Consider the following 10,391-nt stretch of genomic DNA (forward strand, 5'->3'; position numbering starts at 1 on the left):
GGGCTCTGGTGGGTTTCGCCGTCCGCCCCGCCCCTAATACGGCGCGCGGGGGCTTCGGGGTGGTGCGCGATACTGGGATTGAACCAGTGACCTCTTCCGTGTCAGGGAAGCGCTCTCCCGCTGAGCTAATCGCGCGGGACGGTCCCGAACGATACAGGACCTGCTGTTACTGCGTGCGCGATACTGGGATTGAACCAGTGACCTCTTCCGTGTCAGGGAAGCGCTCTCCCGCTGAGCTAATCGCGCGGGACGGTCCATGCGGACCGGATCTTCGGTTGTTCTGCGTGCGCGATACTGGGATTGAACCAGTGACCTCTTCCGTGTCAGGGAAGCGCTCTCCCGCTGAGCTAATCGCGCTTGGAGGTGGAGACGGGATTTGAACCCGTGTAGACGGCTTTGCAGGCCGTTGCCTCGCCTCTCGGCCACTCCACCAGGAGTGAATACGGGGGTTTGGGAAGATCCCCCACATCGAGCGGACGACGAGATTCGAACTCGCGACCCTCACCTTGGCAAGGTGATGCTCTACCAACTGAGCCACGTCCGCTTGTCGTTTCCGTTCCGCTTGCGCGTCCCGGCGACGTGTTGAACTCTAGCGGATTCCTGGGCCAGCACAAAAACGCGTTTCCGCAGCGTGCTGAGCCGCGTACCCAGCCGGGCGGCCAGGAGCGTTCGCGCGGCGTTCACTCCTCGTGTTCCCGGGGTGGCTCGCAGCCGCCCCCACATGAGTGCCCCGCCGTCCCTTCGCCACCCGCCTAGACTCGATCCGTGCACGACCTTGCTCCTCTGGCCCGCTTCGGCGGCCTCGTCGCGACCGACCTCCGGGATGTCACCAGTGACCCCGAGGCCCTGGACTCCGCCGGCTTCTGGGCCGTCTCCGCGGACTTCGAGGGCCGTCTGACCTGCGCGCGCTTCGGCGACGTACGGCCTGACCCCGTCCACGCGCCCGACCCCGGAGCCTGGCGCGGCCCCGCCGTGGGTGACTGGACGTCCTCGCTCGACCGCGCCGCGTACATCGAGGGCGTACGGGCGATCCGCGCGCACATCGCGCGGGGCGAGGTCTACCAGGCCAACCTCTGCCGGGTGATGTCCGCGCCGCTGCCCGACCCGCGGGCCGCCGACGTCGACGCCCTCACCGCCGTCCTGGCCCGCGGCAACCCCGCCCCGTACGCGGGAACGATTCGGCTGCCCGCCCACGGGGTGGAGATCGCGACCGCGTCCCCCGAGCTCTATCTGCGCCGCGAGGGACGCACCGTCGAGTCCGGCCCCATCAAGGGCACCGCGCGGACCGCCGACGGCCTCCTGGAGAAGGACCACGCCGAGAACGTGATGATCGTGGACCTCGTGCGGAACGACCTCGGCCGGGTCTGCGCGAGCGGCTCGGTCACCGTCCCCGAGCTGTGCGCCGTCGAACCCCACCCCGGCCTCGTCCACCTCGTCTCCACGGTCCGCGGCGTCCTCGACGAGCGCGTCGGCTGGCGGGAGCTGCTCGACGCGACCTTCCCGCCCGGCTCCGTCACCGGCGCCCCGAAGTCCAGCGCCCTGCGGATCATCGAGACCCTGGAGACAGCGCCCCGCGGCCCGTACTGCGGAGGCATCGGCTGGGTCGACGCCGACCGCCGCACCGCCGAGCTCGCCGTCGGCATACGCACCTTCTGGATCGACCGCGCCGAGGGCATGGTCCGCTTCGGCACCGGCGCCGGCATCACCTGGGGCTCCGAGCCCGAGCGCGAGTGGGCGGAGACCGAATTGAAGGCGTCCCGTCTGCTGGCGGTAGCGTCGGGCACGTACGAGGCGAGCGGAAAGGCCATATCTCGATGAAACTCTGGGTCAACGGCGGGCTGTACGACGCGGCGGAAGCCCGGGTGTCCGTACTGGACCACGGCCTGACCGTCGGCGACGGCGTCTTCGAGACGGTCAAGGCCGAGCGCGGCGGGACCTTCGCCCTCACCCTGCACCTGGAGCGCCTCACCCGCTCCGCACGCGGGCTCGGACTGCCCGACCCCGACCTCGACGAGGTACGCCGCGCCTGCGCCGCCGTCCTGGAGGCCAACCCGATGGAGCTCGGCCGGCTCCGCATCACGTACACGGGCGGGATCTCCCCGCTCGGCTCCGAGCGCGGGAACGAGGGCGCCGGCCTCATCGTGGCGCTCGGCGAGTCGGGCCGTCGCGCCGACTCGACCGCCGTGATCACGGTCCCCTGGACCCGCAACGAGCGCGGCGCGGTCACCGGCCTGAAGACCACCTCGTACGCCGAGAACGTCGTCGCCCTGGCCAGGGCGCGTGAACAGGGCGCCTCCGAGGCGCTGTTCGCCAACACCGTCGGCCGGCTCTGCGAGGGCACCGGATCCAATGTCTTCGTCGTGATCGACGGCCGGATCCACACCCCGCCCGTCTCGTCCGGCTGTCTGGCGGGCATCACCCGCGCCCTCGCCGTGGAGTGGACCGGTGCGCAGGAGACCGATCTCCCGTTCGACGTCCTGGAGAGCGCCGAGGAGATCTTCCTGACCTCGACCCTCCGGGACGTCCAGGCCGTCCACCGGGTCGACGGACGCGAGCTGACCGCCGCCCCCGGACCTGTGACGGCCAAGGCGATGCGGATCTTCGACGAGCGCGCCGCGGCCGACAGGGACCCGCGCTTCTGAACGGACGCGCGCTTCTGAACGGACGCGCGCGTCGAAATCGGGATGACGGACGGCCGCCGGGTGGGTAGAACACCGGTGATGACCACCACCCTGCGGCCGACCGGGCCGCTTCAGCAGACCCCCGGCGGCGACCGTTCGCGCACCTACGACGTCTGTGTGAACAGCCGTCGCGTCGGCTCCGTGCGTCTCGCCACCGCCCCCGGATTCGGCGCCGGGGCCGGTGTGATCGAGGCCCTGGGCATCGACGAGAAGGACCGCCGCCGAGGCCGTGGCACGGTCGCCGCGCTCGCCGCCGAGGAGGTGCTGCGCGGCTGGGGCTGCGGGGAGGTCCAGATCTCCGTCCCGGCGGACGCCCGGGCTGCGCTGCGGATGGCGGACGCCCTCGGCTACACCGAACGCAGCCGGAACATGGTCAAGGAGCTGCCGGGCGAGCCGCCCGAGCTGCCCCCGGGCGTCACGGTCCGCCCCATGACCGAGGCGGAGTACGGGGAGTGGCAGACGAAGGCCACGGCCGCCTTCGCGCAGAGCTGGATCGACCGGGGGGTACCGGAGGACCGGGCGCGGGCGAAGGCCGAGGCCAGCAACCGTACGCACCTCCCCCAGGGACTGGCCACGCCCCATGTTTCGATCAACGTCGCCGTGGCGGACGGGGAGGTCGCCGGCTTCCTCTGGACGGGTCGGATCGAGCTCGAACCGGGGCTCCACGGCGCCTTCGTCTACGACATCGAGGTCGCCGAGTCGCAGCGCGGCCACGGTTACGGCCGTGCCCTGATGCTGCTGGCCGAGCGGGTCGCGCTCGGCGCCGGTGAGCGCCTGCTGGGACTCCATGTCTTCGCGGGCAACACCCCGGCGATCCGCCTCTACGAGTCGCTCGGCTACCGCACGACCTACGTCAACAGCTGGAAGGCCCTGCTCTAGCCGGCGAGCAGGCGGTCGGCGATCGCCTCGACGCGCTCGCGCAGGCCGTCCTGGCTCTGGCCGCCGTCCAGGCGCTCGCCGCCGACGACATAGGTCGGCGTGCCGGTGACCTTGATCGCCTTGCCCTCGGCCTGGTCCGCGTCGACGGTCAGCAGATGCCGGCCGTCGATCAGAGCGGTGTCGAACTCCTCCGCGTCCAGGCCCAGTTCGCTCGCGACGTCCAGGAGGACCGGCTCGCCCCGGTCGGCCAGCTCCGCCGTCCTGGCGAGCAGCGCCTCCACGTACGGCCAGCCCTTGCCCTGCTCGGCCGCCTCCTCCGCGGCCTGGGCGGCGGCGTAGGCGTGCTTGTGCTTCTCCAGCGGGAAGTGCCGCAGCTGTACGTCGATGCGCTCGCCGTACTTCTCGCGCAGCGCGCGCACGTCGTCGAGCGCGCGGAAGCAGTCGGGGCACTGGAGGTCGAGCCAGGCCTCCACGACGACGGGGGAGGTGGACGGGGTGATGGAGTCACTCATGGGAGCAGTCTTCCAGCCGCCGGAGACCCGGCCCAACCGGGACCTGGGGAGGAGATCCGCAGGGGGCGACCCGGAGATCTCCCTGAGGTCCGCCCGGAACGTGGCCGCGAGCGGCCTCACCGGTGCAGGATGGAAGGGACGTATCGCCCTGGCCCAGGAGGATCGCATGCTCGCCGAGACCATCTTTTCCGCGGTGTCCGTGGCGGGGCTGGGCATCGCCGCGATCACGGCGTACCGCAAGCGTTTCCTCGCCGCGGCGCGGATCGCCGCCTACTCCCTCGTGCCCATCGGACTGGTCATGACCGGGGCGGTGGAGTGGGCCTTCGACACGGCCTTCAGCCCGACCGCATGGGCCGGCTTCGCTGTTCTCGGCGGGGCCTGGCTGCTCTTCATTTCCACGCGCGCCATCGAGCGGCGTAGGGCGGGGCGCAAGGAGGCGACCGAGGGCGCCCGGCCCGATCCCGTCGCCGCACCGACCGCTTCGGCCCCCGCGCTGGGGCAGGGGCAGCGCGGGGCGACCCCGAAGCCGCAGGCCAAGCAGGGCGGGGACGACTTCAGCGACATCGAGGCGATCCTGAAGAAGCACGGGATCTGACGGGCGCGGTATCCACGGGATGGGATGAACTGCCCTCCCCGAGGGGCGTGTTGCGGGCGGTCCGGGGTGTCGCTGCGCCATGATCGCCCCCGAGATGCTGGATACCTCGCGGGATCACGCCCCCGCCCCCACCGAAGAGCCGCGCGGTTGTCTGTTCGCGCTCTCCCAGCCGCCGCTGATGATCTTCCTCGCGGTCATCGGCTGTCTGCTCCTGATGGCCGCCGTGCACGACCTCTTCCTGCTGTGAGGGGCCGGAGGAGAGCGGATCAGCCGGCGGCTTCCTTGCGCCGCGCCCGGTACGCGGCCACGTGGAGCCGGTTACCGCAGGTGCGGCTGTCGCAGTATCGGCGCGAACGGTTGCGGGAGAGGTCGACGAAGGCCCGGCCGCAGTCCGGGGCCTCGCAGCGCCGCAGGCGCTCCTGCTCGCCCGCCACCACGATGAACGCCAGCGCCATGCCGCAGTCCGCGGCGAGGTGGTCGGTGATCGACGCGCCCGGCGCGAAGTAGTGCACATGCCAGTCGTAGCCGTCGTGGTCGGTGAGCTGCGGGGTCGTGCCCGCGGCCGCCACCAGCTGGTTGATCAGTGTCGCCGCGATCCGGGCGTCCGGCGCGGCGAAGACGGCCGTGAACCTGGCGCGGACCTCGCGCACGCCCCGCAGGTCGTTCTCGTCGAGCTCGCCGACGTCGCTGACGTCATGGGCCCGCACGAAGGTGTGCAGCGACTGGAGGTCCCCGAGTTCGTCGTCACGGTCGCCCTGGGGGGCGGTGTTCATCAGATCGACGACGGTGTCGAGGGCGATCCGGGTGTCGTGGGGGATCAGCACGATTCGCTCCATGGCCGGCTGCGGGCGGGCGCCCGCGAATTGCGCTGACTCTAGCGGCTTCGCCGCGTGTCGCCCGGAGCGGTCCGAAAGCGGGCCGGAACGGGGCCGAAACCATGCTTCGACCTGCCGTCCGCAACCCGGAAACGGGCATCGGCGCCCTCCTCGCGCCGGCTGCGCGGTGAGGACGCCGATGTCTGCCGTATGGGTTTGTCCGCGCGGCGCCGTCTCCCCGAGTCGGACGGCGCCGTGCGGCTCTCGGCCTGGCTCAGCTGTCGGCCAGGATGTGGGAGAGCTCCGTGTCGAGGTCGAAGTGACGGTGCTCGGTGCCCGGCGGCACGGCGGCATCGGTCCGCTTCAGGAACGACTCCAGGGCCCTCGCCGGGGCCTCGAGCAGGGCTTCGCCCTCGGGGGAACTCAACGCGATGCAGACGACGCCCTGACCGTGACTGCGGGACGGCCAGACTCTGACGTCGCCGGTGCCGGTGGGCCGGTGCAGCCCCTCGGCGAGAAGGTCGCGGGCGAAGACCCACTCGACCGTCTCCTCGGCTCCGGTGTGGAAGGTGGCGTGCACGGCATACGGATCGGCCGTGTCATACCGCAGGCCCGCGGGTACAGGCAGTGAGGACTCGCTCGACACAACGAGGCGCAGGTGCAGCTCGCAGCTGACCGTGGTGTTCATAAGCGCCAGGGCCTTTCGCTCAGTGTGCGCTCGGGGATTCGCACGTCGGCGAAATCGACATGCCACCTACGGTGCCGTTGTAAACCCCTCTGTCTGTTTTGTGATCGTTCAGGTAGCTCGTTCGGGGGTGTGTGACTTCGGGTAATACGGCCATTCCGGTGATGGTCTTGAATCCGGTAGGTTGGGGCCTATGAATGCGGAGAGTGACGAGCGCACCGGGGAGTCCGCGGCCGACGGGGAATCCGAGCTGGGATCCCGGGCCCCCGAGTTCATCAAGGCCCGCCGGACCCTGCACCTGAGCTGGCAGGTCGGCGTCTTCATCGTGGGCCTGGCGGTCGTGGGGGCGGGCATCGTCATGCTCCCGTTGCCCGGCCCCGGCTGGCTGGTGATCTTCGGCGGTATGGCGATCTGGGCCACCGAGTTCGTCTGGGCGCAGCTCGTGCTCCGCTGGACGAAGCGGAAGGTCACCGAGGCCGCTCAGCGCGCCCTCGATCCGAAGGTCCGGCGTCGCAACATCATCCTGACCACGATCGGCCTGGTGATCATCGCCGTGCTGCTCGGTTTCTACCTCTGGAAGTACGGCTTCGTCATGCCGTGGAAGATCAACGACTGACATCGACGGCGGTCGGGCGCCCCTCTGACATGGGGTAATGTTTGCGGTGCGCCCGGGCGATTAGCTCAGTGGGAGAGCGCTTCGTTCACACCGAAGAGGTCACTGGTTCGAACCCAGTATCGCCCACCACCCGGACCGAAGGCCCGGAGACTGCATCCAGTCTCCGGGCCTTCGGCGTTCCCCGTCACATCACCGCATGCGGCCCAGCCGCTCCCGGAGCCGGCGGGCGTCGCGCAGCCGCTGCTCGTACGTCGCGCCCACCGCGAGGAGCAGCAGTCCGGCCAGCGCCGGGGGCAGCCAGCGGGGGAGGGCGCCGACGACCTGGACCACGTACGGGGCCAGCTCGTGCAGCCCGTCGAGCGCGAGCACCGAACCGCCGAGTACCAGCAGAGCCTGCAGCCGGAACCGGGCGCCCAGCAGCGTCACCACCAGCGCGGCGAGTCCGAGGAGCAGCGGGCGGAGCCAGTCCGGGTCCGCCCAGGCGGCGAAGAGGCTCGGCACCAGCGTCGCGGCGAGGCCGGGGCCGTACGCCACCCAGGACGAGGCCTCGGGGTCGCGGCGCCGGCGCAGCACGCCGACCACCAGCGCGGGCACGGTGACCGGCAGCGTGTACGCCTCCGGGGTCTCGACGTCCCACACGGCGAGCCGCACCCAGGTGGCCACGAGGAAGAGCGCCGCTGCCGTCCACGAGGCGAACGGGCGCCGCTCGGGGCGGACGGCCGTCGCCGCCGCGATCACGCCGCACAGGGCGAGGACGAGCGCGAGGACGGCAGGCCGCGAGGCAGCCAGGGCGAGCGCGAGGACCGCCACGGCCGCACCGGTGATCTCCACGGGCAGCGTGACCGGATGGCGCCGCAGCCACGCTCCGGCCGCGGCGGTGACCGCCGGGACCACGAGCAGGGCGAGCGCCGTGTGGTGGTCCTGGAGCTCCGCGGCGGCCGCCCCGGCGCTCACGATGCCCGCCGCCGTGCCGACCGCGACACAGGCCGCCACGGCCCGCCGTGCGCCCTCCGCGAGGAACGCGACGGCGACGAAGAGCCCGAGCAGGACGCCCAGCACGGTGAACGTCGCCGGGCGGGTGTCCAGAGCCGCCGCGACCGAGCTCGCCGCCGTGGCGAGCGCGCAGCCGAGCGCACTCCACCCGAGCACGTCCCGCGGCGACGCCGGCACGCCGCCGGCCCCCGGGGCCGCCCCGGGCCCCCATCCGGCCCACTGACCCCGCGGACCGGCACCGGCGACGCCGGAACCGGGTACCGCGGGCTGGGGCGTCGGTCCGGCCGCAGCGCCGTCGCCCGCGTCGCCGGCCGGGTCGGCAGCGTCCGCAGTGGTTCCGGCAGCGTCGTCGCCGGTCTCCGCGCCGCGCGGGCCCGTGTCTCCACCCGCGTCGGCCCCGGCGCCACCCGTCTCTCCCGTTCCGGGTCGGGCCGGGACGGGGCGGGCCGGGATTCCCCGTGTCAGCGTCCCCGGGCGGGCGGCCAGGAACAGGGCTGCCGTCGTCGTCAGGAGTTGGAGCCCGAGGGCGGGCGCGTAGGGGAGGTCCAGCGACAGGGGGAGCGACCAGGTCAGGAGGAGCGCGGCGCAGCGGGTCCAGAGGCGCGGCACCGCCGACAGGGCCGCCGCCGCGACGAGCAGGACCAGCGGGGCCGTCGACGGGTACCAGGTGAGGACCTCGTCCGTGTATGTGCCCGACCACACCGGGGTCGTCCGCGCCAGGGGAGCCAGCAGCGCCACCGCCACCGGCGGCAGCGCCCAGGCCACGCCCAGCGCCAGCACCCCGGCCCCCGCACCCGCCAGACCCCGCTTCACCGCGCGCGGCGCCGACGACCGCAGGACGGTCGCCAGGGCGACCGCGCACAGCACGTACCCCGGCACCTCCCAGTCGCCCGGCAGCACCACCCGCAGCACACCGCCCGCCGCCACGATCACCGCGAGCCCCGCCACCACGGACGCGGCCTCCGCCGCCCGGGCCACCTTCGCCCGGCCACCGCCGGCAGGTGCCCCCATCGCCAGGAACAGCGCCACCCCGGCGCAGGCCAGCAGCAGCGCACCCGCCGGAATCGCCGAGGTCAGCGACAGGATGCCGCCCGTCACCAGTGCCCAGCCGCCCAGCACCGCGGCACCGATGCCCGCCGTCGTCCGTACCGCCGCCGGCTTCACCCACAGCACCACGGCCAGATCCGCCACCGCCGTCGCGAGCGCCGCCCAGCCCAGCGCGAGCGCGCCGCCGTCCGCGGCCAGCACGCCCAGCGGCAGCGGCAGTTGAGCCGTCACCACCGCCACCGGCAGCGGAATCCGCAGCCGCCCCAGCGCCGAGCCGTACGCCGTCCAGGCGCCGGCGAGGACCGCCGAGGCCGCCGCGGTGTACCCGAGCGCGTCGGTGTCCGGCAGCGCGACCCGGTGCAGCGCGTACGCGTCGAGCACCATCAGCACCAGGCCGAGCGCCGCCACCGACTCCGCCGTGGAGCCGAGGCTCCGGCGCAGCAGCAGCACCGGCGCGGCCAGCGCCGCCGACGTCACCACGCCCAGGACGGCGGCACGGCCACCGATCCCCATCGAGCCCCAGCTCACCAGCGTGAAGGCGAGCGCCGCGATCGTCAGCAGCACCCCGCCCAGCGTGAGCAGCACGTTCTGCGCGCTGCGCGGGGTCGAGTCCGCCACCGGTCCGGATGCGGCCCGCGACGGGGCCGGGAACGTCACGGGCGGCTGCAGCACCTGCAGCAGCCAGGTGCGGCGGGCCAGCAACTGGGAGCGGCGAGCGTCGAGTTGGGCCAGCTCGCGGTCGACGAGCCGCAGCTCGTCCGCGGGTGGCAGGGCGTTGTCCATGTGCGGAGTGTGGCCCCGGACACAGGGAAGGGGTATGCGCGCGGGTACTCATATCCCCGCCTGAGTACGTACACACTGGAGACATGGACTGGTGCCGCTACCGCTTCCGCAGCGTCTGGCAGTTGGCCGCCCCGCCCGACGCGGTCTACGCCGTGCTCGAACGCGCCGAGGAGTACCCCCGGTGGTGGCCCCAGGTCCGTGAGGTCGTCCCCGTCGACGAGCTCACCGGCACGGCCCGCTTCCGCTCCCTGCTCCCGTACGACCTCGTGGTCACCGCCGAGGCCCTGCGCCGGGACCCCGTCGCCCGCGTCCTCGAGGTCTCGCTGCGCGGCGATCTGGAGGGCTGGGCGCGCTGGACCCTGACCTCCCGCGGCCCGGGGACCCGCGCGGTCTACGAGCAGGAGGTCGAGGTGACCAGCCCCCTGATGCGCCGCCTCGCCGTCCCCGGCCGGCCCGTCTTCCGTGCCAACCACGCCCTGATGATGCGCGCCGGACGGCGCGGCCTGGCAGCCACACTGGCGAGGCCCGATGAGGGCGCCACCTCCCGGCCGACGCCGGGCGACAGCGGGCCGGTTTGAAGGAAGCCCGCGGAAACCTGTATGGTTCAACCCGTTCCCGGGCGATTAGCTCAGCGGGAGAGCACTTCGTTCACACCGAAGGGGTCACTGGTTCGATCCCAGTATCGCCCACCGGGAGAGGGCGGGGCGGGGGCGCTCGCGCGCCCCCGCCGCCCCCCACCCCGCGCCGCCCCCCCCCCGCGGGGCCCCCCCCCCCCGCCCCCCAGC

Annotated in this window: 11 protein-coding genes and 7 tRNA genes; 9 read left to right on the forward strand and 9 right to left on the reverse strand. The window is 72.8% G+C overall.

Translation table 11 applies throughout. From position 1 onward, the window contains the following. Positions 1-60: 60 nt before the first annotated feature. From ACFVZW_RS32690 to ACFVZW_RS32710, 5 genes are all read right to left on the reverse strand, one after another. Positions 61-135 (reverse strand) — tRNA-Val (locus ACFVZW_RS32690). Positions 136-174: 39 nt separating this feature from the next. Next, a tRNA-Val gene (locus tag ACFVZW_RS32695) sits at positions 175-246 on the reverse strand. Positions 247-285: 39 nt separating this feature from the next. Then, positions 286-357, reverse strand: a tRNA-Val gene (locus tag ACFVZW_RS32700). A 1-nt stretch (position 358) separates the two neighbouring features. Continuing rightward, positions 359-432: transfer RNA gene (locus ACFVZW_RS32705), tRNA-Cys, on the reverse strand. 39 nt (positions 433-471) lie between these two features. Next, positions 472-544 (reverse strand) — tRNA-Gly (locus tag ACFVZW_RS32710). A 221-nt stretch (positions 545-765) separates the two neighbouring features. On the opposite strand from ACFVZW_RS32710, the gene ACFVZW_RS32715 reads away from it, so the two are divergent. The 3 genes from ACFVZW_RS32715 to ACFVZW_RS32725 all read left to right on the forward strand — a co-directional run bounded on the left by ACFVZW_RS32715 (position 766) and on the right by ACFVZW_RS32725 (position 3,560). Then, the gene (locus tag ACFVZW_RS32715) at positions 766-1,818 is read left to right on the forward strand and encodes a chorismate-binding protein (RefSeq protein WP_384529111.1); all 1,053 of its coding nucleotides are present in this window, start codon (positions 766-768) and stop codon (positions 1,816-1,818) included. Beyond that, on the forward strand, positions 1,815-2,642 hold the full coding sequence (locus ACFVZW_RS32720) for an aminotransferase class IV (RefSeq protein WP_384529114.1): 828 nt from the start codon (positions 1,815-1,817) through the stop codon (positions 2,640-2,642). Before ACFVZW_RS32715 ends, ACFVZW_RS32720 begins: the two co-directional genes overlap by 4 nt. Positions 2,643-2,720: 78 nt before the next feature. Then, the gene (locus ACFVZW_RS32725; RefSeq protein ID WP_384529117.1) at positions 2,721-3,560 is read left to right on the forward strand and encodes a GNAT family N-acetyltransferase; all 840 of its coding nucleotides are present in this window, start codon (positions 2,721-2,723) and stop codon (positions 3,558-3,560) included. On the opposite strand, the gene ACFVZW_RS32730 is transcribed toward ACFVZW_RS32725, so the two are convergent. Continuing rightward, a complete protein-coding gene (locus ACFVZW_RS32730; protein WP_384529120.1) occupies positions 3,557-4,072 on the reverse strand; it encodes a DsbA family protein in 516 nt (171 codons plus the stop codon). The two genes, ACFVZW_RS32725 and ACFVZW_RS32730, sit on opposite strands and share 4 nt — an antisense overlap. A gap of 166 nt (positions 4,073-4,238) precedes the next feature. On the opposite strand from ACFVZW_RS32730, the gene ACFVZW_RS32735 reads away from it, so the two are divergent. Beyond that, entirely contained in the window at positions 4,239-4,667 is a 429-nt protein-coding gene (locus ACFVZW_RS32735) for a hypothetical protein (RefSeq protein WP_384529153.1), read from the forward strand. A 79-nt stretch (positions 4,668-4,746) separates the two neighbouring features. Beyond that, entirely contained in the window at positions 4,747-4,914 is a 168-nt protein-coding gene (locus ACFVZW_RS32740; protein ID WP_329125923.1) for a hypothetical protein, read from the forward strand. 19 nt (positions 4,915-4,933) lie between these two features. Here the strand turns inward: ACFVZW_RS32740 and ACFVZW_RS32745 are convergent, their stop codons facing one another. Next, positions 4,934-5,491 carry a CGNR zinc finger domain-containing protein gene (locus tag ACFVZW_RS32745; protein WP_384529123.1) on the reverse strand — a complete coding sequence of 186 codons (558 nt, stop codon included), beginning with the start codon at positions 5,489-5,491 and terminating at the stop codon, positions 4,934-4,936. A gap of 265 nt (positions 5,492-5,756) precedes the next feature. Beyond that, the gene (locus ACFVZW_RS32750) at positions 5,757-6,170 is read right to left on the reverse strand and encodes an SsgA family sporulation/cell division regulator (RefSeq protein WP_015032345.1); all 414 of its coding nucleotides are present in this window, start codon (positions 6,168-6,170) and stop codon (positions 5,757-5,759) included. Between the two features lie 190 nt (positions 6,171-6,360). On the opposite strand from ACFVZW_RS32750, the gene ACFVZW_RS32755 reads away from it, so the two are divergent. Both ACFVZW_RS32755 and ACFVZW_RS32760 read left to right on the forward strand, forming a co-directional pair. Further along, positions 6,361-6,783 (forward strand): TIGR02611 family protein, encoded by a 423-nt coding sequence (locus ACFVZW_RS32755; protein WP_384529125.1) that lies wholly within the window; start codon positions 6,361-6,363, stop codon positions 6,781-6,783. Positions 6,784-6,837: 54 nt separating this feature from the next. Then, positions 6,838-6,912, forward strand: a tRNA-Val gene (locus ACFVZW_RS32760). A 60-nt stretch (positions 6,913-6,972) separates the two neighbouring features. Here the strand turns inward: ACFVZW_RS32760 and ACFVZW_RS32765 are convergent. Next, positions 6,973-9,606, reverse strand: coding sequence for an SCO7613 C-terminal domain-containing membrane protein (locus ACFVZW_RS32765; protein WP_384529128.1), 2,634 nt, complete (start codon positions 9,604-9,606; stop codon positions 6,973-6,975). 83 nt (positions 9,607-9,689) lie between these two features. Here ACFVZW_RS32765 and ACFVZW_RS32770 point away from each other — a divergent pair, with 83 nt between their 5' ends. Together ACFVZW_RS32770 and ACFVZW_RS32775 are read left to right on the forward strand one after the other, a co-directional pair. Beyond that, positions 9,690-10,184: an SRPBCC family protein gene (locus tag ACFVZW_RS32770; protein ID WP_384529131.1), complete on the forward strand. Its 495-nt coding sequence runs from the start codon at positions 9,690-9,692 to the stop codon at positions 10,182-10,184. Positions 10,185-10,223: 39 nt separating this feature from the next. Further along, positions 10,224-10,295 (forward strand) — tRNA-Val (locus ACFVZW_RS32775). Positions 10,296-10,391 lie beyond the last annotated feature (96 nt).

The organism is Streptomyces sp. NPDC059567, from assembly GCF_042735655.1.
Lineage (GTDB): Bacteria > Actinomycetota > Actinomycetes > Streptomycetales > Streptomycetaceae > Streptomyces.